This is a genomic window from Raineyella sp. W15-4 (genome assembly GCF_033170155.1).
Taxonomy (GTDB): Bacteria; Actinomycetota; Actinomycetes; order Propionibacteriales; family Propionibacteriaceae; genus Raineyella.
Window position 1 is genome coordinate 3574203 of sequence record NZ_CP137079.1, and the last position, 22767, is coordinate 3596969.

Here is a 22767-nt window from a genome sequence, read left to right on the forward strand (position 1 = left end):
CGGCGTTCGACGCTGTCACCCGGCCCACGCAGCCGTCAGCGCAGGTGACTCCATGGTGGTCGCGTGTGCGGCGCAGATCATCGACTGCGTGCCTGCCGACCACGACGTCTACGTCGTAGACCACAACATCACTGCGACCTTGCGTACGGCCACACCAGCCCCCTCGGGTATGAGGACACACCCATCCACCTGGACCGCGGACTCACCTCAGGACCGCAGCGCTTTCGCCGTCGAAACCACGAGGATCGAGACCCAGACAATCGCGACGCCCGTCGGGCCGATGACGATCGCAAGCGACGGCCGCAGCAGTGCCGCGACAAGCGCCGCGAGACCGACGGCCACCAAGGCAAATCCGCCGATGCGGAAGGCCGGTCCTTGTGCGGCGCGAAACGCCTCCCACCTCGGACCTTCGAGCGTCATGTCCGGGCGGCCCACGGGCAGGTACACACCCAGGATCATCAGCATCACTCCGGCAGCTGCGCCGACGAGCTGTTCCATCGGGGGATTCTCACCGGTGTACATGCCGACGAGACCGATGTGGAAAATGCTCAGTCCGACGAGCGAAGCACCGAGGACTCGCATCTGACCACGACCATGCTGCTGTCCGGACATCGGGCTGATCCGTGCCCTCAGCCTCCGGTCCCAGGCCGGGACTGCCATCAGGAGCACGGTCAGGACGAGGAGGACGCCAGGCATCGCAGCGGCGGTGACACCGCGAGGAACGACGCTCGCTCCGTGATTCCCGGCCGCCTCACGCGTCACGATCGCGGGGACCATCGCCGGCCAGTGCACGACGCTCCACACCGCCATGAAGACAATGGCCAGCCCGGCCACCATCAGGGTGACGGCCGGGAGCCTGAGGTTACGGTCCTTCGAGATCATGCTTCCTCCTGAGTGGTTGTGTCTCCTGGCAGGTCGGATCTTCGAAGGGCGCCTCCGAAAGAGGCAAGGAGGAGCATGGCCTCATCGATCACCGTGAGATTGACGCGGTACTGGATCTCCGTACCGCGTCGACGAGACATGACCAGCTCGGCCTCACGAAGCGTACGGAGATGACCCGACAGGGTCGACCCTCCGACGCCGACCGCCTCGGCGATCTCGGCCACCTTCACGTAGTCGCGATCGCGCAGGTAGGCGAGCACCGCCCTTCGCGTGGGGTGGCCAAGCGCCAAGAAGACGCTTGATTCAGTATTTCGCGACATACCGAAATAATAGCGCACGCAGAGGCCCGCGACGAGATGGCTGCCGGTGCCGAGGCCACCTCACAGGAACGAGCCACAGCGCACCTCGGCCTGACATGAGTCACCGGTCGAGGTTTCGCCGGCCGCGGCGGGTCAGTTGTCCGCAGTGCCGTGACGTCCTCGACAGAGGATCGTCACGGCATAATGCTTCACCTCAGTAGAGGCCGAGGACAATAGCCAGCGCTCGGTCGATCTCGGCAAGCTCTGCGGCGGTCAGGCGCCCGGCGAAATCGCCGAGCCGAGTCTCGGCGTTCACCGCAGCACACTGCTCGACCAGCACAAATGTCGCAATGCCGTCCATCTCGATCCGCGGCCGGAAATCGGTCGGAGTCGCACTGGTCGAGGTCGGCGCGATCAGCGTCGTCGACAACGGCAGGTGATCGGACTGCACCACCACGCCATACCGCGCTCCCCGTTGCTCATGACCCTCGGCATTACGGGGCGAACGCAACCGGTAGACGTCACCACGCACGCAGCGACTCCATCTCCTCGGCCAGCGCCAGCATCTGCGCCCGGTCGGCCGGGTCATCGCGGACCGCCAGCGCCTGCTTGCGCACCCTCTCCAGCACCGCCTCGCGCTCGGCCGCCCGGATCGCCTCACGGACGACCTCCGAGCGACTCTGGCCGGTCAACTTCACCAGATGGGTCAACGCGCGGTCGGTGTCCGAGTCGACGCGAACCACAATTTGAGTCATATGGTCAGGATACGTGGCGTAATGCAATCTGCACCACGGGACGAGCCCGCAGAACCGACTGGTCGGGCCCGCAGAACCGACTGGTCGGGCCCTGCGCTCACTCCGGGGGGCCGGCTACCGCGGCACCATGGTGTTCGTCACCACCGCCAGCACCCGGTCGGTGTCGTCGGTCACCCGCACCTGGGCGACGACGAGCGTACGACCGGCCTTGACCAGGGTAGCGACGGCATGGGCGTGGCCCTCCGAGGTATTGGCGATCAGATTGGTGCTGGACTGGACCAGCAGCGGGAACTGGCCCTGGGGGACGTGCCGCATCGCCAGCCAGGTGGCGCAGACATCGGCCAGGCCGAACAGCGAGGCCGCGGAGAACATCCCGGCGATCTGCCGGATCGGCGGCCGCAGCGGCATCCGCAGGTGAACGTGCTCGTCGTCGGCACTGACCGGTTCCAGGCCCAGCGAGACGGCGACGTCGTCGACGTCCTCGTAGAAGTCGGCCCACTGCCGATGGAAATCGGGATCGGACATCGCGGCGCCTCAGGTCTGCGGCAGGTCGTCGACGGCGATCGACTGGGCGGTCACCCGGGCGGGTTCGGCGACCCACAGCACGACGTCCTCCCCGCCGGGCAGTTCGACCTCGACGACCGACCGCAGCCCGGCCGCCTCGGCCAGCTGCGCCAGGGCCCGGTCCCCGTCCGGAACGGCGAGGATGATCCGTCGGCACTCCGGGTCCGCACCGAAGAGGCCTTCCACGGCGAGTGCGACCCCGCCCGCGGTGCCGCGGGTGACGCCGATCTCCAGGTCGCGTGCGCCCACCGGGTAGCTGTCGCGCAGCCGTGAGGTGAGGGTGTGCCGCACCTGGACGAGGGTGCCCCCCGCCGATCCGGTGTCCTCTGCCGATCCGGTGTCCTCTGCCGACGTCGTGTCCGTCACCGATGCAGTGTCCCCCGCCGCCCCGGCGTCGATCTGCAGCGCCCGCTCCCAGCCGGCGGCGGGCGCTGCGGTGCTGATCGGTCCGATCGGGCGACTCATCGTGCCACCGCCGTCCGGCGCTCGACCACCAGTCGGCGGATCGCCGGCTTGTCCAGCTTGCCCGCCGCATTGCGCGGCATCACATCGACCGTCCACAGTTCCCGGGGCAGCTTGTACCGGGCCAGCTGCGTCTCGCCGAAGGCGCGCAGCGCCTCGAGATCGCACTCCTGACCGTCGGCGAACTCGACCACCGCGACCACCGTCTCGCCCCACTTCGGGTCCGGGGTGCCGACGACAGCGATGTCGCGGACGCCGGGCAGCCGGTGCAGGGCCCGCTCGACCTCGGCCGGGTAGATGTTCTCGCCGCCGGAGATGATCATGTCCTTGCGGCGGTCGACGATGAAGTAGAAGCCGTCCTCGTCGCGGTAGCCGATGTCGCCGGAGTGGAACCAGCCGTCCGGGAAGGCCTTCGCGGTCGCCTCGGGATCGTTCCAGTAGCCGATGGTGACGTTCGGGCCGCGGACGCACAGCTCACCGGAGACGTGCGGCTCGTCGATGTCGGCCCCGGTCGTCACGTCGACCAGCTTGATCTCGGTGTACGGCATCGGCTCGCCACACGAGCCGGCCTTCACCCCGGTCATCCGGGCCGGCAAGTAGGTGGCGAAGGGGGCGGTCTCGGTCAGCCCCCAGGCCTGCTGCACGGCCATCCCCTTGGCGGCGTACTCCTGGATCAGCGCCGTCGGCACCGGCGCCCCGGCACAGATCGTCGCCCGCAGGCTGGACATGTCCGCGTCGTTGAAGACCGCCGACTTGGCCATCGCGATCAGCTGCGCAGGCACCAGGAAGGCGGAGTTGACCCGGTACTTCTCGATGTCCAGCAGCGCCTGCTCGGGGGTGACCGCGCGGCGTACAACGGTCGCGTTGCCGCGGACGAAGGCCCGGATGGTGAACGAGTTCAGCGCGCCGATGTGGAACAGCGGGGCGGCCGCGTAGTTCATGTCGCCGGGCCGGGTGTCGACCAGGGTGTCGACGTTGATCGAGTTCCAGAAGATATTGCCGAACGACAGCATCACTCCCTTCGGCAGCCCGGTGGTGCCGGAGGTGAACATCAGGATGCCGAGGTCGTTCATCGACACCCGCAGCGGCTCGGGGGTCTCGTGCGCGGCGGCCTCGAGCGACCCCATGCCGTTGCTCACCCGTTCCCACCCGGCCGGTTCGTCGCCGGTCGGCGGCACCGCTTCGTCGTCGTCGATGAGCAGGACGGTGACGTCGTCGAGTCCCTCGACCTCCTGCAGCACCGCGGCATGTCCCGGTTCCACCACGATCACCAACGGCGCGCCGCGGTCCACCAGGTCGGTGATCTCCTTGGCGGCCAGCCGGAAGTTCAGCGGCATGAACACCCCGCCCGACCACCAGGTGCCGAACATCGTGATGAGCATCGAGCGGGAGTTGAGCCCCAGGTAGGCGACCCGGTCGCCCTTCCGTACGCCGTGGGAGGCGATGTAGTGGGCGAAGCGGCGGACCCGGGCGGCAAATGCGCCGTACGTCCAGTCCTCCCTCTCGTAGACGAGGGCGAGCTTGCCCGGGTGGTACTTCGCGACACGTTCGACGTACGTCGTTGGGTTGACGTCGATGTCGTAGATGTTGCCGCGCAGCTCCTCGACGGTGGTCATCGGCGGTACTCCTCGGGAGGTCGGGGACGGTCAGAAGAAGGTGGAGATGTTCTTGGCGAGCAGCACGTTCGACTCCAGCAGGATCGTCCGCTTCGCCACCCGTAGGGCACCATCGGCGTGCAGCCGCAGGATGTCGGTGCGGGAGCCGGCGTAGAGGTCGACCTCGCGCTCCAGCCGCGACCGGTAGACCAGGAACGCCGATCGGGCGGTGTACTCGCGGGGCCCGGCGACCTCCGGCTCGCCCTTGTGGCGGACCGAGACGTTGCTGATCAGGTGCCGGGTCCGCGACGGCGGGTCCTCCGACCAGGCCATCCCGGAGTCGTAGCGGCGGATCCGCCAGGCCAGCGAGTCCTTCGTCTCGTCGTAGAAGGCGGCCTCGCCGGGCTGGGCGACGGCCAGCGCCTGCTGGCGGCGGGTGCGGTTGGAGCGGGTCGGCAGCCAGTAGTGCAGGTCGTCGTCGAAGACCTCCAGCCAGTCGGAGTAGCGACCTTCGTCGAGCAGTTCGGCCTCGTGGAAGTAGAACTGCGCCACCCGGTAGCCGAACTCGGCGTCGACCAGGGTGCCGTCGAGGCGCTGTTCGGCGTCCGCGGCCGGCCCGAAGCCGCCGGTCGGCTCGTCGTCCTCGGTGACGGCGATGTGCGTCATGATCGGTCCTTTCGGTCCGTGGATTCAGGATCGTGGGTCAGGAACGTGGGTCGTACGGTCGGGCCTCAGGCCTGTTCGTGCCAGGCGGGGGTCCGGATCAGCTCGGCCCACCGGCGATAGAAGGCCCGGCCGGCCGAGTCGGAGAGCAGCTCCGAGGTGACTCCGGGGTAGCCGGGTTCCTGCCGGTCAGTGCCGATCCCCATCTGGTAGTTCAGCGGGGTGGAGTTGGTCATGAAGCCGTGCGCAATCGCCTGGCACTCCGACCAGTTCTCGCCGTCGTCCTGCTCGAAGATGCCCGACGGGCCGAAGGTGCGCAGGTTGTAGAGCCGCTGGGCCTCGCGGACCTCTTCGGGCATCGACTTGTCGAGGACGGTCCAGGCCCACACCTCCATCCGGTCCGGGCCCTTGGGGTGCCAGACCCGGATCGAGCCGTTGACCGGAAGGTAGGAGAAGTTGGGGAAGACGGTGCCGTGGCCATTGGTCAGCGGTCCGGCGACCCGCTCGGCGCCGAGCCGCTCGCGCAGCGCGTCGTAGTCGTACCACTGGTGCACGGTCTTGGCGTCGAACCGGTTGCGTGGGTGCACCGGGAAGCCGTGGGCGTGTCCGTGGTCGTTGTGGAACTGACGGCCGGTCCGTTCGGCGATCTCCCGCTTCGGGCCCTGGCCGGTCGGCGAGAGCACCTGCAGGGCCGAGGCGTGCGACATGTTGACGTGGTACCAGTCGGTGGCGAACTGCTCGGCGGCGAGCTTCCAGTTGCCCTGCAGCACCCACTTCATCACCCCGCCGACGACGACGGTCCCCTCCGGATCGCGGTCGAGCAGCGCGTCGAGATACCACCGCATGTCACCGAGGTCCTCCGCCAGCGGCATCGCGTCGGGGTCCCAGTTGCCGAAGATCAGGCCGTGGTACTCCTGCACATTCGGCACCTCGACCAGGCCCCAGTCCTCGCGGCGGAACTGCTCCGGGTAGCCGCCGCCGTTCGGCACCGAGATGAGCGCGCCATCGAGGCCGAAGGACCAGCCGTGGTACGTGCAGGTGAAGGCCTTGGCCTGGCCCTCGTCGGCCCGGCAGACCCGGGCGCCCCGGTGTCGGCAGGAGTTGAGGTAGGCCCGGATCCGGCGCTGCTTGTCCATCGTGACGATGATCGGGTCCTCACCCATGAACGTCTGGAAGAAGTCGCCGGGCTTGCGGAACTGGTCGGTGTGGGCCAGGAAGAGCCAGCTGCGGGCGAAGATCCGGCGCATCTCGGTGTCGTAGACGGTACGGTCGGTGAAGACCGCCCGGTCCACCAGGCCGGCCTCCGGGTCGACCATCGTCGAGACGTCGGTGGCCGGGTCCAGCCCTTCGGGGCGGCGCAGGGTCGAGGCGGCCGCGGCGGCGCCGCGCAGACCGTTCGGCGAGAATGAGGTGGGCATCGGTGCTCCTTCGGCGGCAGGGTGCGCGCGCCTCGACGGGCCATGGGCTGCCCGGGCCGAGTGCCGCGCTGCTACTCGTCGTCCGGCCTCCCCGACGGGGTCACCGGCACACCTCCAGTGAACCCGATGTGAGCCGCAACACGCAGCAACCGTTCCGAACCTTGGGGTGATGACTTGACACCACCAGCCGTTCCGAACCTTGGAACGTACGGGTCGAGCCAGCGGTCGTTCCGATCGACAGCACGGCGCCGGCCAACAACGGGGCCTCGCGCCGGGAATCACTCCATCGAGGCCGGGCGTCACTCCATCGACAGAGCCACCGCATGCAGGGCGTCCACCGCATCGACGATCACCGGCCCGGGATCGTCGACCTCTCCCGCCTGCGCGGAGATGAACGTGCCGTCGAAGAAGGCCAGCGCCAGCGGCAGCAGCCGACCGGCGACCCGGGCCGCCCGTTCCTCCCCCCAGGCCAGGTAGGCGTCGGCGAGGTTGCCGCGCAGCCCGGCGATGCCGCGGGCCCGGACGTGGCGCACCTGCTCGCGGACCGAGGCCTCCCCCTCGACCCCCATCGTGAAGGCCAGGTAGAGCCGCAGGAAGGAAGGGTGGTCGAGGACGGCGCGGACGCTGCCGGCAATCACCGCCCGTAGCCGCTCCCGCGGCTCCGCCACAGAATCGTCCGCCTGGGCGGCGACCACCGCCTCCAGGAACGCCGTCTCGCCGCGCTCCATCACCGCGGCCAGCACCCCCGCCTTGGACGAGAAGTGCCAGTAGATCGAGCTTGACGGCACGCCCGATTCCTTGATCAGTTCGGCCATCCCGGTCCCGCCGTACCCCTTGCGCGACATCAGCCGCTCCGCGGCGTCGAGCACGGCATCACGGGCTGCCTGGCCACGATCCGCCGGCTGATGGGGCTTCTGGGACATGCCCGCATCCTACGGACGTACCGCCGTCCGGACCGCCCGGGGAACACGACCACGCTGCTCTGCCATCACCCCAGCCGGCACCGCCATTGCGATCGGAACCACCCTCTTGACCACTGATGTGATCTGACTTACATTTTTGCGCACTGGAACGATCCATCCAGAACGGCAAGGATGCCGGCACTCCGACACCGATGCCGGCACACGACGAACAGGAATCCTCCGATGACGCAGGACACCCCCACCAGCTACGCCGCCGATGTCGCGATCATCGGCTACGGCCCCGCCGGCGTGACGGCCGCCACCTACCTCGGCATGAACGACGTGCCGGTGATCGTCCTGGAGAAGGACGCCGATCTTTACAGCCGCGCCCGGGCGGTGACGGTCAACGACTGGACGATGCGGATCTTCCAGGACTTCGGGATCGATGCAATCGTCAAGCAGGACATGGACATCGCCCGCGCCCTGATCTGGAAGACGTACGACCGGAAGATCATCTTCCGACTCGGCTTCACCGACGGCGGGCTGGGTCACGCCCCGTCGTACATGATCTACCAGCCGACGATGGAGCGGGAGATCCGCCGCAACGCCGAGCGGTACGGCAGCATCGATCTGCGGCTCGGGCACAGCTTCCTCGGGATGACCCAGGACGAGGACGGCGTCACCATTCGGGCCGAGGATGCCGACCGCCGGCCGTACGAGTTCCGCGTCCGCCGGGTGCTGGGCACCGACGGCGGCTCCTCCCGGGTCCGCAAGGAGCTCGGCTTCAGCATGATCGGCGAGACCCGACCGCGCCGCTGGCTGGTGGTCGACGGCGAGGTCACCCGGTGGTGGCCGGAGTGCAACGAGCTGGTCTTCTGGTCCGATCCGGAACGCCCGGTGGTCGACATCCCGCTGGCCAAGGGCAACCACCGCTGGGAGATCCCGCTCCAGCAGGGCGAGAGCGACGCCGACTACGACACCGAGGCCAAGGTCTGGGCCCGGCTGCGGACCCTCGGCATCGACGAGAGCAACGCCCGGATCAAGGGCTGGGCGTTCTACAGCCACCACCTGCGCCACCTCGACGCCTGGCGCGACCGGCACGCCACGGTGATCGGCGACGCCGCCCACCTGATGCCGCCGTGGGCCGGCCAGGGCATGCAGTCGGCGATCCGCGACGCCCAGAACGCCGCCTGGAAGTACGCCCTGGTCGCCAAGGGCCTGGCGGGCGAGGACATCCTCGACACGATCCGCAGCGAGCGCTCGCCCCACGTCGAGATGATGACCGAGATGTCGAAGCAGCTCGGCTTCCTGATCGAGGGCGCCGACCCGAAGCTGATCGCGCTGCGCAACACCCTCGGCCCCTACCTGATGCACCTGCCGGGGCTGTCGAGGAAGATGCTGCCGACCACCGCGACCAACCGGTTCGAGCACGGCTGGGTCACCGGGATGCCGGCGAAGTCGAACGCGCTGGGTCGGATGGTCCCCCAGCCGGAGGTGTACGACACGCTGGGCATCGTCCACCGGCTCGACGACCTGATCGGTCAGGGCTTCGTGGCGTTCGGCCTCGACCGCGACCCGCGCGAACTGATGACCGCCGAGCAGACCGCGGGCTGGGCCGCGCTCGGGACCCGGTTCATGTCCGTGGTCGGCTCGGCGTCGTCGCGCAGTGACACGGACACGGTCGTCGACCACACCGGCACCCTGACCCGTTGGCTGAGGAAGTACGGCGCCACCGTCGTCGTGCTGCGTCCCGACCGCTTCGTCGCCGCGGCCGACCCGACCGGCCTCGACGTGCCGCCGGCGCGCGGCAACCTCGACGGTGTCGGGAATCCGACGAGCAGGTCCGCGGCCACCCGGCAGCGGAGCCCGCGGGACCTTGTCACCTCGGTGCGCGCCGCGCTCACCTTCTGACCCGGCACAGGGCCTCCTCTGACCCGGCACAGCGCTGAACCGACACCGCGCTGCCGGGCCGCGACATCCCGGCCCGCCCCCGACCCCCGCCCGACATCCCTCATCCCGATACCCCGCATCGATACCGATGCCCCCGCATCCCCCACCTCAAGGAGAACTCCGATGATCCGATCCCTCGGCTACGCCGGCTTCACCTCGCCCCGCCACGAGGAGTGGCTCGACTGGGGCCCGACCTACCTCGGCCTGGAGGTCGCCGCCCGACGCGGCGGCGACGGTGCCGTACGCCTCCGGATGGACGACAACGAATACCGGCTGGCCATCCATCCCGGTGACCGCGACGACCTGGCCTACATCGGCTGGACCGTCGACAGCCCCGCCGACCTCGCTGCGCTCGAACAGCGGCTCCGCGCCGCAGGCCTCGAGGTCACCCGCGAGACCGAGTTGTGCGCCGAGCGCGGTGCGGTCGAGCTGATCTCCTTCGCGGATCCGTTCGGTCTGCGCAACGAGGTCGCCTGGGGTCTGACCACCTACCCACACAGCTTCCGTCCCGGGCGGCCGATGGACGGTTTCGTCACCGGCGACGGCGGGCTGGGGCACATCGTGCTGATCACGCCGAGCCTGGAACAGTCGGAGGGCTTCTACTGCGGTCTGCTCGGCCTGGGCCTCACCGACGAGATCCAGCCGACGAACGGCCCGCGGATCCACTTCTACCACTGCAATCCGCGCCACCACTCGCTGGCGATGGCCGAGATCCCGGGCATCACCGGGGTCCAGCACGTGATGCTGGAGACCCGCTCGCTCGACGACGTGGGTACCGCGCTGGATCTGCTGAAGACTGACGGGCAGACCATCCAGATGGACATGGGCCGGCACACCAACGACCGGATGACCTCGTTCTACGTCCGTACGCCGGCCGCCTTCGACATCGAGTACGGCTGGGGCGGGTTGCTGGTCGACCACGAGCACTCCCGCCCGCACCGCTACGCGTCGATCAGCGTCTGGGGCCACCAGAACGAGTCCGGTGAGCTGCCACCGCCGGCGATCATCCACCCGGTCGGCGTCCCCGAGGTCGTCGGGGTCTGACCGGCATCGAGCACGTGGCGTCATCGCCGACGGCCTCGGCGCACTCGGCCAGGCCGACCGAGCCGTTCCTGACGAAGGGGCGTGATGGTTGGCGGCCCGGGCGCCGCGTGGCCGCGTGCGCGTTTCGCCCACGCGTTTGTGGGGGTAGTCCAGCACAAACACGTGGGCGAAACGTACCTCCGAAACTGACACCGACACCTCGGCACGGCGGCCCCGATGTCCTGTCATCGTCACGGAGTAACGGTGCAGGAGGAGCTGAGGCCGAGCAGGCCGACGGAGACTCTCGAATAGATCGGCGGGGTCGACGTCCAGCCGCCATCGCTCGGACCACCTGTGTAGGCGGCGATGTAGAAGCTCTGACCGAAGAGCGCACTCAGCAGCATTCCGAGCAGATCCTGGAGAATGCTCTGGGAGAACGTCGCACGGTACACACCATTGCCGCGATCCGTGATCGCGGCTGATCCCGCTGACATACCGCCCGTACTGGTACCCACGCTCCACTTCACGTCGGTAGAGGAGTATCCAGCCGGGGCTTTGTACTCGACCCATGCCGAGTTGATCACACCGAGAGTCGTCCCCACCCCGCAGGTGGTGACCGTGGGCACCGGCACCTTCTTCGCGGTGAAACTCCCCTGCCCGTGCTCGCTGTCGACCCAGGATGCCTCGGTCTGGCCGGCCGAGGCGCTGAGGCCGGCCGGCAGCACCATCAGCACCGCGCACAGGACGGCCAGGATCCGGCCCCGGGTCGGGCGGCGCGCCCAGCGGATCACGGCCGGCCCTCGGCCTTGTCGGTGTCACCGATGTCGCGGTGGTTCTGCTGCTTCGCCCGCAGGGCCAGCGCGAGGCCCGAGGTGATCGCCCCGAGGGCCAGGAGCAGCGACCAGCGTGCGCTCGGCCCACCGGTGCCGGCGAGGCCGCCGGGGCCCACCGACAGCGAGTCGCCCTGGCCGGAGGCGTGCAGCAGCGCCGACACGCCGGCGCCGGGGACGGGCCGGGCGGTCGGTGGCATCGTGACAGCCAGCAGCACCCACCGCTCCTCGTCGGAAGGCATCGTGAGCAGTTCGCGTTCGGCTCCGTCGATCGGCAACGGATCGAGGCCGGGCAGCGGCCAGGACCGGCCGGTGCACACCCCGTCGACCCACTGGACCGAACACGCCGCCGCGGCGGCGGTCAGTCCCATGCTGGCATCGCCGGTGGCCGACAGGCCGACGCTGACGGTGCCCGGGTCGGGCGCGTCAGCCGAGACCCCCACCTGCCAGTGCACGGTCTCACCGGGCCCCATCATGGCCATCCGGGGATCAGGGAGGGACACCAGGGTGAGGTAGGTGCCGCGGACGATCTCGGTCTGGGCCGCCGCGGCCGGAAGGGCGACCGCGAGCGCGACCACCCCGGCCACCACCAGCGCCAGCACGATCAGCACGGTCACCATCAGACCGGCACGCCTGGGGTGACGCCGTGTGGCCTCGACGGCATGCCGGGCGGGGACGTGCCGGCGCGACGGGGACGGCCCGGGGATCCTCCGCTTACCCGGAGTCGGCCGTCTGCTCGACACTGTTCCCTTGCCCGGGACCGTCGACTCATCCGGAAGCGCCGCCTCATCCGGAAGCGACGGGCCCTTCTCGCCGGACCGGCCGCCGTCGCGCGGCCAGAATGCCCAGGTGACCAGCAGGGAGGCCCCGATGGTGATCGCGCCGAGCACGTACGGGTTCGACAGACGGACGATCACCAGTGCCAGCCCGGGCACCGAGGCCAGGGTGATGCGTACCGTCGAGACGGTGTAGGGGGCCGCATCCTCCGACGCGTTCGCGTCGCCCTTCAGGGTGAGAATCCGCTGGTCGGCCGCCGGGCCCGCCGTGACCGAGGTGACCCGGTGGGTGACCGGCAGCTGTCCGGGCCGGTCGACGGTGACCACGTCGCCGACCTTCACCTCGGCCGCGGGGACCCTGCGGACGATCGCGACCGAACCGGCCGGGATGGTCGGGCTCATCGACCCGGTCTTGAACATGATCAAGGTGACGTCGAACACCAACGCCAGCACGACCAGCACCACGCACAGGGCACCAAGGATCGACAGGACGGTCAGCACCACCTCTTCGGTGGCGCGCGCGATACGTCGTGCTGTGCTGATGCGTCGTGCGGTGCCCATGTCACCTCCTCTCAATTGGACGAGGTCGCCAGGAAGCCCCAGGTGAGGGTGCCGGTGGTCCCCTGGTAGGAGTTGCCGGCGCCCGTGGTGACCCGGACGTCGAAGCAGTAGCGCAGGGTGTTCGCGGCATGGGCCGAGAGGGCGGTGTTCGGCGGAGAGCCGGGCATCGTGCCCCCCGCGACGTACGTACTCGCCCCGCCGGCGACCCAGGTCGGGGAGCCGGAGAAGGCCGCGAGATTGCAGGTCGTGGTCGAGCCGATGAGCACCGCGCGGTACTCGAGCACATCGGCGAGGGTGTCCGCCTTGCTGGCGGAGTTGAGCGCGACGGTCCCACCCACGGTGCTCGCGGCGGTGGTACGGACGTCCAGAGACGCGTAGTGCGACACTCCGGGCGACATCGCGGTGGCGCTGAAGGCGAGCGTGGCGGGCGATTCCTGGATGGTGCTCACCCAGCCTGATCCGGGGTTGGATTCGGTGGCGAACACACTCGCCGTGAACTGTCCGGCGGCGTACTCACTGTCGTTCCACGCGGCCAGGGTGACGGCCGCCCCGACCCCGAACACCAGCCCTCCGGCCAGCACGGCGCGCAGTCGTCTCCAGACCCCCGCGCGCCGTGACCGTGCCGTCAGCTCATGGCTCATCCGTCTGCCCTCCATCGCCCGCCGTCCTCCCGGACGGCGCTCACGCGCCCGAGGCGCTGCCGCGCCGGTCACTGATCAGCTGATGCTGGTGGCCTTGAACTCCCAGACGGTCGAGGCGGTCCCGCCCTGCACGAAACTGGTCTCCGGGCCGGCGGTGACCTTGACGCAGAGTTGCACGGCGGCGCCCGCGGTCCCGGTGGCGCCCTTGGCGAGATTGACCGAGGCCGGGGTGGCCGGCCGGGCACTCAGCGTGGTGCCGGTCCACACCGCCGTCGCCGAGCCGACTGTGGCGGCGTCGCAAGTATCCCCCGAGGCGAGTTGGTAGATGTCGTACGAGAGATGATCCGCATTGGTGCCGGTCGCCGTGTTGGTCGCCGGGTTGAGCACCAGCGTGGCGTCGCTGGTGGTAGTGCTGTCGAGGCGCACCCAGAACGCCTTGTAGAGCACGTTGTCAGGCGAGATGTTCCCGCTGTACGTCGCCGAGTCGAACACGACCGCGGCTGTCCCGGCAGTGTCGTGCTGGGAGTAGGTCGTGCCGTCGGTACTGCCCTCCAGATTGAACGTGCCCGCCGCGAAGTCACCCTTCGCGAACTCCGAGTCGTTCCAGGCAGCCAGAGTGACCGCCGCTCCCACGCCGAGCACGACTCCACCGGCAAGGAGTGCGCGAATCCTGTGGCTGCGGGTCCATCGAGTCGAGGTGTTGTCGGACATCCTTGTCCCCTCTCAGAAATAGTGCTGCGGATCCCGCACGGTTCGGCGTCGGCCGCCCGAAACCTGTGCGGGATGTCCGCAGCCTATGCCAGCTCACAGGTTCCACACAGCGGAACATCTGTGGCCGCGTGTGGCGATTGTCACAAAGAGGCAGGCACGTCAACCCGGCTGCACCTCACCCCAGCAGGTCGTCGACCACCCGCCCGATCAGGCCCTTGGCGTTGGCCACGTCCAGGATCGACCCGGAGGTGGTGATGCCGTATTTGCGGGAGGCCAGCAGGACGTACGCCCCGGTGTAGTCGACCGCCTCGGGACAGCGCCGCAGCGCGGACTTCTTCGCGACCATCCCGGCCATGTCGAAACCGCTCACCGAGGTGTCGGCCAGGCCCATCGCCGCCGGCCCGCGCAGATCGCTGACCATGCCGGCCGGTGCGACGCCGTTGACCCGTACGTCGGGGGCGAGTTCGTACGCCAACTGCTTCACCAGCCCGGCCCCGGCATGCTTGCTGGAGATGTAGAGCGTGCCACCGCCACCGGGGTAGAGGGCGGCGTTGGACAGCGTGACGATGAACGAGCCGTGGCTGGCCCGCAGCGCCTCCAGCGCCGCCTTCGCAGCGAGCAGCGGGCCCCTGACGTTGAGCCGGTAGAGCTCGTCGAAGCCCCGCTCCAGTTCCTCCGGCGACATCTCGTCCAGGCTGCGGCCGAAGTCCCACAGCCCGGCGTTCGCGATGAAGGTGTCGAGCCTGCCCCACCGGGCGACCGCCAGGTCGACGGCCGCCCGGTTCGAGGCGTACGTCCCCGCATCGCCCGGCAGGACTGCCACCCGCTCCGGATCACACTCGGCCTCCAGCGCCCGGCACTTGTCGGCCGAATACTCCAGCACGACCACCCGGGCGCCCTCGTCCAGCAGGGTGTCCACCAGCGCCCGACCGAGCCCGGAACCACCCCCGGTGAGCACCGCGACCTGTCCGTCCAACCAACCCATCTGCGTTCTCCTTGTCCTGAGGATGCGTCTGTTGCCCCCGGTGCGTCGTGCCTGCGCCGACGCGCACCGGGGGCGTCCTGCTCGGGCGCCGGCGCTCAGCGGGTCCGAGCCGCCATCACACCGAAGCCGGCGATGTACTCCGGGATCGGCTCGTAGTACTCGAACGTCGTCTCGTACGGTCCGGCGGCCGCCAACGCGCTGAATGCGGCCACCCAGGCGCGGACCTCGTGCGAGGAGTGCCCGGCGTCCTCGGTCATCGCGTCCGTCGCGTACGCGTCGAAGCGGGCCGGCTCACCGGCGGCGCAGTCGGCCATGAAGGCTCGGTCCCAGTCCGGGTTGAGGTCGCGGATCGACGCCTCGCCGCGGGCGAACGCCGCCGCCCCCTCGATCACCCGGCGCTGCCGCGCCTCACGGGCCTCCGGGGTGGGGTGGCGGCCGTCGATCAGCCCGGCCCGGACCGGCGTGGGGGCGGTGTCCCACTGCGGGACCGGCGGATCGTGCGACAGCCCGCCGGAGGCGATCACCAGCACCCGCTCGTCGAGCGAGGCGAGGTAGTCCCCGACCGCCTGGCCCATCGCCCGGATCCGGCGCATCGGGACGAACGGCCCGGCGACACCGTTGACGAAGACCGGCACCACCGGCCGAGCGGTCAGCCCGCCGAAGAGGGTCTCCAGCGGCTGCACGGCACCGTGGTCGACCTCCATCCGGCGGGACAGCGCCATGTCGATGTCGGCCTGCTGGACATGCCGGACCAGGGCCAGCGCCTGCGCCTCGTCGACCGACAGCGGTCCGGCCGCGGTGTCGTAGTCGCCGATCGCGGTGGCGGCCAGGCCGATGCAGAACGGCGGCATCAGGTCGTAGAAGAAGCCGTTGTAGTGGTCCGGGGCGAAGACCACGACCAGGGTCGGGTCGTACGCCTGGGCGACGGCGTGGATCCGGGCGAACGCCGCGTCGACCCGGGCACGGACCTCGGGGGCGGGCGGCAGTTCCGCGGTGTGCAACAGCGGACTGTGGGACATCGCGATCAGGGCGAGTGACATCAGGGGTCCTTCGAGAACAGTGGGGACGCGACAGTGCCGACAGCACTGACGCGACGACGTGCTCACTCACCCCGCCCCGGCCGGACGCCCTCCGGCCGATGAACGGTGCTCCGAGGCTAAGTGGCCGCGCCCGGCAGGTCAACCCCGTCGGGCAGGTTCGTCCCGCCGGACAGATCGGCCGCCGCAGGCAGCTCCGCCCCACCGGACGGGTCACCCCCACCAGACCGGCCCGGCCCCGCAGCCCGGGCCGGCGACGGCGCCAGCACCAGGGATCCGATGCCGCCGGCACGCTCGGAGAAGAACGTCGGCACAGGCTCCCCCACCTCCTCGCAGGCCAGGGTGACCATCCGGGCCATCACCGCGGTGGCCACCGCGGTGATGAACTCCTCGTCGCGCTGGGTCCCGGCGACCCGGGACAGCAGGCAGCCCTCGACCGTGGCGAGGGAGAAGTCGGCCATCCGGCCGGGCAGCTCCGGCACCTCCGCCAGCACCCGGGCCGGCACCAGGTCGAGCCAGGCGCCGGTCAGCGCCCGCTGGGTGATCTCGCGCAGCGTACGGATCTCCTGGGCGGTCTTCGAGTCCTGCATGTCCGCGTCAAGCATCAACTGGACGTTGAACCGCCACAGCCCGTGCCGGGCCGGGTTCTCCACGATCGAGTCCAGTACCACCTTGACCGGGTTCGGCGCGTCGCCGGGGCCGAGGTGGTCCACCATCGGCCGGGACTCCTCGTAGCCGTGGCGCACCAGCGCCGCGAACAGGGCGTCCTTGTCCTCGAAGTGCCAGTAGAAGGACCCCGGATGGACGCCGGCCTCCTTCTGGATCATCGCCAGCGTCGTCCCCTTGTAGCCACGTTCGGCGGAGATCCGGCTCGCCGCGGCGAGGATCCGCTGGCGGGTGGAGCGGGGATCGGCGGGGGTCCTGGCCACTCGCGTCCTTCCTGGTGGAACGGTCGGTGTTGATCGTACGCCACCGCCGTTAGCGTGATCCTCACCACATACTTGAGTGCTCACTCAAGACCGGGTCACACCGATCCGTCCGTACCTCACATCCACATCCCACCGCTGCAGGCTCCAGCGTCGGACGCCCCTCGGCCCTCACCGGCCGACCGTCACCGGAGCCGCCACCGCCGGTCCGTTGACAAGGGAGTTTCCATGACCGACATCACCGAACTCATCGACATCGAGAATGGTCGCCTGTCCGGGAAGATCTTCTACGACCAGGAGATCTACGAGCAGGAGCTGGAGAAGGTCTGGAAACGTGCCTGGTGCATGCTCGCCCACGACTCGATGATCCCCAAGCGGGGTGACTACCTGCAGACCTACATCGGCGAGGACCCGATCATGGTCGTCCGCCAGAAGGACGGCAGCGTCAGGGCCTTCCTCAACCAGTGCCGCCACCGCGGGATGCGGATCTGCCGCGCCGACAAGGGCACCGCCAAGGCGTTCACCTGCAGCTTCCACGGCTGGGCCTACGACCTGGCCGGCGACCTGATCCAGGTCCCGCGGCAGAACACCGCCTACCCGGAGACCTTCGAGCGCGGCGACTTCGGCGCCGTCAAGGTCCCGCGGATCCAGTACTACAAGGGCTTCTGGTTCGGCACCTGGGACAAGGACGCCCCCGACTTCGAGGACTACCTCGGCTCGGCGAAGTACTACCTCGACGGCTACATCGACCGCTGGGACGGCGGGATGGAGCAGGTCGCCTTCCACCGCTGGGTGCTGCCGAACAACTGGAAGTTCATGGCCGAGCAGCCCACCTCGGACATGCAGCACTCCGAGATCACCCACATCTCCGCGGCCACGGTGCTGAACAAGGGCTCCGACGCCGCCGACCGCACCCTGCGCGGCAACGACCCGGTCGGGCGGCAGTTCTTCGCCGACTTCGGCCACGGCGGCGCCTGGTACGGCGAGAAGGGCGCCGAGGTGCCGAACACCGGCCAGGCGATGCAGGCGTACGAGGCGCAGCCGGAGATCGCGGAGATGATCGCCCGCCGCCTCGGCGACGACCGCGAGGTCCGCGGTCACCTGAACATCTGGCCGACCTTCATGCTGCTGGGCAACTACACCATCCGGGTCACCCACCCGCGTGGCCCGCACGAGCAGGAGGTCTGGGCCTGGACCTTCGTGCCGAAGGACGCTCCGGAGGAGATCAAGGACTCCATCCGCCGCGACGTGCTGCGCACCTTCACCCCGGCCGGCATGTTCGAGGCCGACGACGCCCTGAACTGGGAGGAGATGCAGCACATCCTCAAGGGCAAGGTCGCCCGCGAGACCGGCTACCTGTACCAGATGGTCGGCGCCCCGATCCAGTGGGACGAGGGCTGCTACCCCGGCGGCTCCTCCGCCCACGTCTTCTCCGACAACGCGGCGATCAACATGTACGCGAACTACCTCGACATGATGACCTCCGACTCCTGGGAGGAACTGATGGAGAAGCGCGCCCAGCACCGGATGGGCCTGCCCACCACCCCCGCCGCGGTCCAGGCCTGAGCCCGGCCACCCCGCACCGTACGACACGACCAGCCACAACGCACGACGAGGTGTGACCCATGACCGTGACCACTGACCCCACCACCACTGACACCGCCACCACCGCCATCCCGTTCGGCGACCCGGACGCCGCCGCCCGTCCGATCGGGGCGACGACCGACAAGCTGACCGCGCTGCTCGCCGACGTCGATCCGGCCGTCGAGCGCGCCCTCACCCGGTTCCTCCATGAGGAGGTGCAGGTCCTGGACGACTGGAAGTGGGGCGAGTGGCTCGACTTCTTCGCCGACGACTGCCTGTACTGGGCTCCGACCCAGGAGGAGCGCCTGGCCCGCGAGCGTTCCCGGCACATCTCCGCGTTCCGCACCTCCGCCTACTTCGAGGAGAACAAGGTCCAGCTGAAGCAGCGGGTCGACCGGCTGCTGACCAACCAGGCCTGGGGTGAGGAGCCGCCGTCGCGGGCCCGGCACATCATCAGCAACATCCGGGTGACCAAGGGCGTCGCCGAGGACGAGTACGTGGTGAAGTCCAACTTCTACGACTACCGCTCCATCGGGCAGCGCTCCCAGGACTCGATCACCGGCGAGCGGACCGACCGGATCGTCCGTGACCCGGCCTCGCCGTGGGGCTACCTGATCAAGGAGCGCCGGGTCCTGTTCGACATGTCCATCATCCTGAACAAGAACCTCAGCCTGTTCTACTGAGCCGTTACCCGATCGCCCGTTCATCCCTGCCCCGGAGAGGAGAGCCGTGAAGATCACGACCCTGGAGAAGATCGGCGTGGTGGTCCGCGACCTGGACCGTGCCCTCGAGCAGCACGCCCGTTGTCTTGACACCACCGTGTGGACGACGAACGACCTCACCGCTGACCGGCTGTCGGCGATGGTCTCGTACGGCCGGCGCAGTGCGGGCAGCTACCGCACCGCGTTCGGCCGGACGCCGTACGATCCGCAGGGACCGGGCCCGATGGGTGGCGCCCCGCGCGCCGTCCCGTTCGAGCTGGTCCAGCCGACCGGCGGTGAGACGCCGTTCCAGGAGTTCCTGCTCTCCCGGGGCGAGGGCATCGGCTACCTCACCGTCCGGGCCGAGGGGGCGGACGAGGCGGCGATCGCGGCCCACTTCGCCGCGCTGGGCATCCCGGCGGCGCACTCCCACGTCGTCGACGGAGAGGTCCGGCGCACCTTCTGGGACACCCGGGCGGCGCTGGGCGGCTACCTGCTGGAGGTGTTGCCGGCGGCGTACCTGCCGACCGGCGACACCCGCAGGCTGGACGGCGCGGCCCTGCGCGGCGGCCGGCGGGCGCTGCCGATGCAGGGGATCAACCACTTCGGGGTGGTGGTGGAGGACACCATGGCCACCCTGGAGCAGTACCGGCGGGTCCTCGGCATCGAGCGGTTCGCGGTGAAGGCCTGGCAGACCGAGCCCGGCCGGCTCGACAACCCGTACTACCGGGAGCTGTCTCCGGTCGAGCACGGCTACCTCACCGCGCAGGGCTTCACCGGGGACTTCGGCTTCGAGATCATCCAGTGCACGTACGGCCCCTCGCACTACAACCGCGAGTTCACCGACCAGCGCGGCCCGGGGATCCACCACCTGTTCCCCTACCTCACCACCGACGCCGGCGACTGGGCGGCGACGGTCGAATCGCTGACCGCGCTCGGTGCGCCGCTGTGCATGGGCTCCGACCTCCGCGGCGGCGCCTCGGAGTACGGCTACTTCGACACCTTCGACCGGCTCGGCGGTTTCCTCATCGAGGGGGTGCACCGGCGCTTCCCGGCGGAGGATAGGTACATGGCCCCCGACTGGGAGGTCGATTTCAGCACCCTCGCCGAGAAGGACTGACATGCTCCGCGTCCTGCACGAATTCCACGACCTCCCCGATCCCGGCCCGTTGCGCGAGGAGACGGCGGTGCTGCGCCGGGCCCCCGGCTGCGCCAGCGCCGAGCTGTACGCCAGCCTGGACGGCAGCGCCTTCCATGTGCTCACCATGCTGTGGGAGACCGAGGAGGCGTACGACGCGTTCTGGCGCCGGGCCCTGGCCGGGGACTACCCGGTGCTCACCGATCTGGTCACCGGGGCGTACGCCGACACGTCGGTGACCACGGAGTTCTACCGGCGGGAGATCTTCGCACTCCGCGACGGGGTGTGGGAGCCGGAGCGGCTCGGCGAGTCGCACCGAGCGATCCGCTGGCCGGCGGCCGGCGCGGTGCGGGTGGTGATCCAGCACGCGGTGCAGGCATCGCCCGCGATGTACGAGCGGATCGGCGCCGAGGTCGCCGAGACCCGCCGCGAGGAGGGCTGCCTGGTCTACCACTGGTGCGAGGACGTCGACCTGCCCGGGCACCTGCTGCTCGTCGAACTGTGGGCCGACCAGGTCATCTACGACCGGCACTGGGCCCTGCGCGGGGCCACTGCCGCGTTCCGCGGCGACACCCTGCGGATCCCCGCCCGACCGCAACGCGGGCCGGAGACCCGCGAGTTCTACCGCCGGCAAAGATTCCGGCACCTTTACGAGCGCTGGCTCCCGGCCGACTCGTACGCTTACGCCACCACCGTGTCCTGGCCTGCCGGCTGAGCGGCCCGACACACCGAGGAAGGACCCACCATGAGCACGCAGATCGAGCCGATCAAGGTCGCCGACGTCGGGGACATCGAGGACGAGGAGGCCCTCGTCGTCGACGGGGCGGCCAACGGCACCGGCCGCGACATCGCCGTCTTCTTCTCCGACGGCCAGTACTACGCCCTCGACGACACCTGCACCCATGAGGAGGCCTCGCTGGCCGACGGCTGGATCGAGGGCGAGGAGGTCGAGTGCCCGATCCACTCGGCGCGGTTCTCGCTGTGCACCGGCGCCGCGCTGTGCCTGCCGGCGAGCATCCCGGCCCGGACCCACAAGGTGGAGCTCCGCGGTGACGAGATCTGGCTGCACCCGGGTGTCCCCGTCGAGGGGGCCGTCACCGAGGTCACCGCCTGATGTCCGGCACCGTCGCGCCCGGTGCGGGCGGCAATGTCGTGATCGTCGGCGGCGGGCTGGCCGGCTTCACCACCGCCCAGGACCTGCGCAAGCACGGCTTCGACGGCCGGGTCACCATCGTCGACCCGGAGGGCATCCCGTACGACCGGCCGCCGCTGAGCAAGGAGTACCTCGACGGCTCGCTGCCGGCCGCGAAGCTGTCCTTCGTCCCCGACGACTGGTACCGCGACAACGCGGTGGAGCTGATCACCGACCGGGTGGTCGCCCTGAACCCGGACGAGGGGCTGCTCGAGCTGGGCGGCGGGAGGACGGTCAGCGCCGCCACCACCGTGCTGGCGCTCGGCGGCCGGCCCCGTACGTTGCCGATCCCCGGCGGCGACCTGCCGGGCCTGCTGACGCTGCGGACGAAGGACGACGCGGACCGGCTGCGGGACCTGCTGGTGCCCGGCCTGCGGCTGGCGATCATCGGCGCCGGTCTGATCGGCGCCGAGGTGGCCGCCACCGCCGTCAAGGACGGCGCCACTGTCACCCTGATCGACCCGGTGCCGGTGCCGCTGGTTCCGCTGGTCGGCGCCGAACTGGCGGTCCGCCTGCACGCGATGCACGCCGCGCACGGCGTCGACGTACGGTGCGCGATGACCACCGGCATCTCACTGGCCGGCGAGGAGTACACCGTCACCCTCAACGACGGCAGCAGCGTCGTCGCCGACGCGGTGCTGGTGGCGGTCGGGATCGTCCCGGAGACCAACCTGGCCGAGGCCGCCGGGCTGGCCACCGACCAGGGCATCATCGTCGACCCGACCCAGCGCACCACCCATCCCGGCGTCTACGCCGCCGGCGACGTGGCCCGGATCCGGCTGGCCGACGGCACGCTGATCCGCCGCCACGAGCACTGGGAGTCGGCGATGAACGCCGGCCGGACCGTCGCCGCGGCGATCGCCGGGGTGCCGCTGCCGGCACACGGCGCCTCGTGGATGTGGTCCGATCGCTACGGTGTCCACGTCGAGTCGGTGGGTGACCTGGTCAACGGGACCCCGATCGTCCGGTCGGTGGACGGGGTGCCGGTGGCCGCCTTCCGGATGGAGGCCGACGGCCGGATGATCGGCGCCGCCACCATCGACGGCGGTACGGCCGTCCGGGCCGCCCGCCGGATCATCGACCGGGGCCTGGTCATCGATCCGCTCAAGCTCGCCGATCCGTCGATCGAGCTCAAGAAGCTCGCCCGCTGAGGCCCCCGTGGCCCGCATGCA

The 22767-nt window shown here is 69.8% G+C and carries 25 protein-coding genes; 8 read left to right on the top strand and 17 right to left on the bottom strand.

The window, feature by feature from the left end:
• Positions 1-207: 207 nt before the first annotated feature.
• From R0145_RS16480 to R0145_RS16525, 10 genes are all read right to left on the bottom strand, one after another.
• Entirely contained in the window at positions 208-882 is a 675-nt protein-coding gene (locus R0145_RS16480; protein ID WP_317838039.1) for a hypothetical protein, read from the bottom strand.
• Positions 879-1202 (bottom strand): metalloregulator ArsR/SmtB family transcription factor, encoded by a 324-nt coding sequence (locus tag R0145_RS16485; RefSeq protein WP_317838040.1) that lies wholly within the window; start codon positions 1200-1202, stop codon positions 879-881. The genes R0145_RS16480 and R0145_RS16485 overlap by 4 nt, the downstream gene beginning before the upstream one ends.
• A 193-nt stretch (positions 1203-1395) precedes the next feature.
• The gene (locus tag R0145_RS16490; protein ID WP_317838041.1) at positions 1396-1713 is read right to left on the bottom strand and encodes a type II toxin-antitoxin system PemK/MazF family toxin; all 318 of its coding nucleotides are present in this window, start codon (positions 1711-1713) and stop codon (positions 1396-1398) included.
• Positions 1703-1936, bottom strand: a complete 234-nt coding sequence (locus R0145_RS16495) for a ribbon-helix-helix protein, CopG family (protein WP_317838042.1) — start codon at positions 1934-1936, stop codon at positions 1703-1705. Before R0145_RS16495 ends, R0145_RS16490 begins: the two co-directional genes overlap by 11 nt.
• 114 nt (positions 1937-2050) lie before the next feature.
• On the bottom strand, positions 2051-2461 hold the full coding sequence (locus R0145_RS16500; RefSeq protein ID WP_317838043.1) for a PaaI family thioesterase: 411 nt from the start codon (positions 2459-2461) through the stop codon (positions 2051-2053).
• 9 nt (positions 2462-2470) lie between these two features.
• Positions 2471-2965 carry a hypothetical protein gene (locus R0145_RS16505; RefSeq protein ID WP_317838044.1) on the bottom strand — a complete coding sequence of 165 codons (495 nt, stop codon included), beginning with the start codon at positions 2963-2965 and terminating at the stop codon, positions 2471-2473.
• On the bottom strand, positions 2962-4578 hold the full coding sequence (locus tag R0145_RS16510) for an AMP-binding protein (RefSeq protein WP_317838045.1): 1617 nt from the start codon (positions 4576-4578) through the stop codon (positions 2962-2964). Before R0145_RS16510 ends, R0145_RS16505 begins: the two co-directional genes overlap by 4 nt.
• Before the next feature lie 30 nt (positions 4579-4608).
• Entirely contained in the window at positions 4609-5223 is a 615-nt protein-coding gene (locus R0145_RS16515; protein WP_317838046.1) for a 3-phenylpropionate/cinnamic acid dioxygenase subunit beta, read from the bottom strand.
• Positions 5224-5288: 65 nt separating this feature from the next.
• Complete coding sequence (locus R0145_RS16520; RefSeq protein WP_317838047.1) at positions 5289-6638, bottom strand: SRPBCC family protein; 1350 nt, start codon at positions 6636-6638, stop codon at positions 5289-5291.
• A 299-nt stretch (positions 6639-6937) separates the two neighbouring features.
• Positions 6938-7561: a TetR/AcrR family transcriptional regulator gene (locus tag R0145_RS16525; protein WP_317838048.1), complete on the bottom strand. Its 624-nt coding sequence runs from the start codon at positions 7559-7561 to the stop codon at positions 6938-6940.
• Between the two features lie 222 nt (positions 7562-7783).
• Here R0145_RS16525 and R0145_RS16530 point away from each other — a divergent pair, with 222 nt between their 5' ends.
• Both R0145_RS16530 and R0145_RS16535 read left to right on the top strand, forming a co-directional pair.
• Positions 7784-9451, top strand: coding sequence for an FAD-dependent monooxygenase (locus R0145_RS16530; protein WP_317838049.1), 1668 nt, complete (start codon positions 7784-7786; stop codon positions 9449-9451).
• A 162-nt stretch (positions 9452-9613) separates the two neighbouring features.
• Positions 9614-10534, top strand: coding sequence for a VOC family protein (locus R0145_RS16535; RefSeq protein ID WP_317838050.1), 921 nt, complete (start codon positions 9614-9616; stop codon positions 10532-10534).
• Positions 10535-10764: 230 nt separating this feature from the next.
• Here the strand turns inward: R0145_RS16535 and R0145_RS16540 are convergent, their stop codons facing one another.
• From R0145_RS16540 to R0145_RS16570, 7 genes are all read right to left on the bottom strand, one after another.
• Positions 10765-11304 carry a hypothetical protein gene (locus R0145_RS16540; RefSeq protein ID WP_317838051.1) on the bottom strand — a complete coding sequence of 180 codons (540 nt, stop codon included), beginning with the start codon at positions 11302-11304 and terminating at the stop codon, positions 10765-10767.
• Positions 11301-12680: a signal peptidase I gene (locus R0145_RS16545; protein ID WP_317838052.1), complete on the bottom strand. Its 1380-nt coding sequence runs from the start codon at positions 12678-12680 to the stop codon at positions 11301-11303. Before R0145_RS16545 ends, R0145_RS16540 begins: the two co-directional genes overlap by 4 nt.
• 11 nt (positions 12681-12691) lie before the next feature.
• Positions 12692-13321, bottom strand: a complete 630-nt coding sequence (locus R0145_RS16550) for a SipW-dependent-type signal peptide-containing protein (protein WP_317838053.1) — start codon at positions 13319-13321, stop codon at positions 12692-12694.
• A gap of 75 nt (positions 13322-13396) precedes the next feature.
• A complete protein-coding gene (locus tag R0145_RS16555; protein ID WP_317838054.1) occupies positions 13397-14032 on the bottom strand; it encodes a SipW-dependent-type signal peptide-containing protein in 636 nt (211 codons plus the stop codon).
• A 175-nt stretch (positions 14033-14207) separates the two neighbouring features.
• Positions 14208-15017, bottom strand: coding sequence for an SDR family NAD(P)-dependent oxidoreductase (locus R0145_RS16560; protein WP_317838055.1), 810 nt, complete (start codon positions 15015-15017; stop codon positions 14208-14210).
• A gap of 95 nt (positions 15018-15112) precedes the next feature.
• On the bottom strand, positions 15113-16057 hold the full coding sequence (locus R0145_RS16565) for a 3-carboxyethylcatechol 2,3-dioxygenase (protein WP_317838056.1): 945 nt from the start codon (positions 16055-16057) through the stop codon (positions 15113-15115).
• Positions 16058-16173: 116 nt separating this feature from the next.
• Positions 16174-16983, bottom strand: a complete 810-nt coding sequence (locus R0145_RS16570) for a TetR/AcrR family transcriptional regulator (protein ID WP_317838057.1) — start codon at positions 16981-16983, stop codon at positions 16174-16176.
• Positions 16984-17208: 225 nt separating this feature from the next.
• Between R0145_RS16570 and R0145_RS16575 the strand changes: the two genes are divergently transcribed.
• Genes R0145_RS16575 through R0145_RS16600 form a run of 6 tightly spaced genes read left to right on the top strand, consistent with a single transcriptional unit; the run spans position 17209 to position 22746 of the window.
• On the top strand, positions 17209-18546 hold the full coding sequence (locus R0145_RS16575) for an aromatic ring-hydroxylating oxygenase subunit alpha (protein ID WP_317838058.1): 1338 nt from the start codon (positions 17209-17211) through the stop codon (positions 18544-18546).
• Between the two features lie 59 nt (positions 18547-18605).
• Positions 18606-19247 (top strand): aromatic-ring-hydroxylating dioxygenase subunit beta, encoded by a 642-nt coding sequence (locus R0145_RS16580; protein ID WP_317838059.1) that lies wholly within the window; start codon positions 18606-18608, stop codon positions 19245-19247.
• Positions 19248-19293: 46 nt separating this feature from the next.
• Entirely contained in the window at positions 19294-20385 is a 1092-nt protein-coding gene (locus R0145_RS16585) for a VOC family protein (RefSeq protein WP_317838060.1), read from the top strand.
• Position 20386: 1 nt separating this feature from the next.
• Positions 20387-21118, top strand: a complete 732-nt coding sequence (locus R0145_RS16590; protein ID WP_317838061.1) for a putative quinol monooxygenase — start codon at positions 20387-20389, stop codon at positions 21116-21118.
• Positions 21119-21148: 30 nt separating this feature from the next.
• Entirely contained in the window at positions 21149-21517 is a 369-nt protein-coding gene (locus R0145_RS16595; RefSeq protein ID WP_317691929.1) for a non-heme iron oxygenase ferredoxin subunit, read from the top strand.
• Positions 21517-22746 carry an NAD(P)/FAD-dependent oxidoreductase gene (locus R0145_RS16600; protein WP_317838062.1) on the top strand — a complete coding sequence of 410 codons (1230 nt, stop codon included), beginning with the start codon at positions 21517-21519 and terminating at the stop codon, positions 22744-22746. The genes R0145_RS16595 and R0145_RS16600 overlap by 1 nt, the downstream gene beginning before the upstream one ends.
• Positions 22747-22767 lie beyond the last annotated feature (21 nt).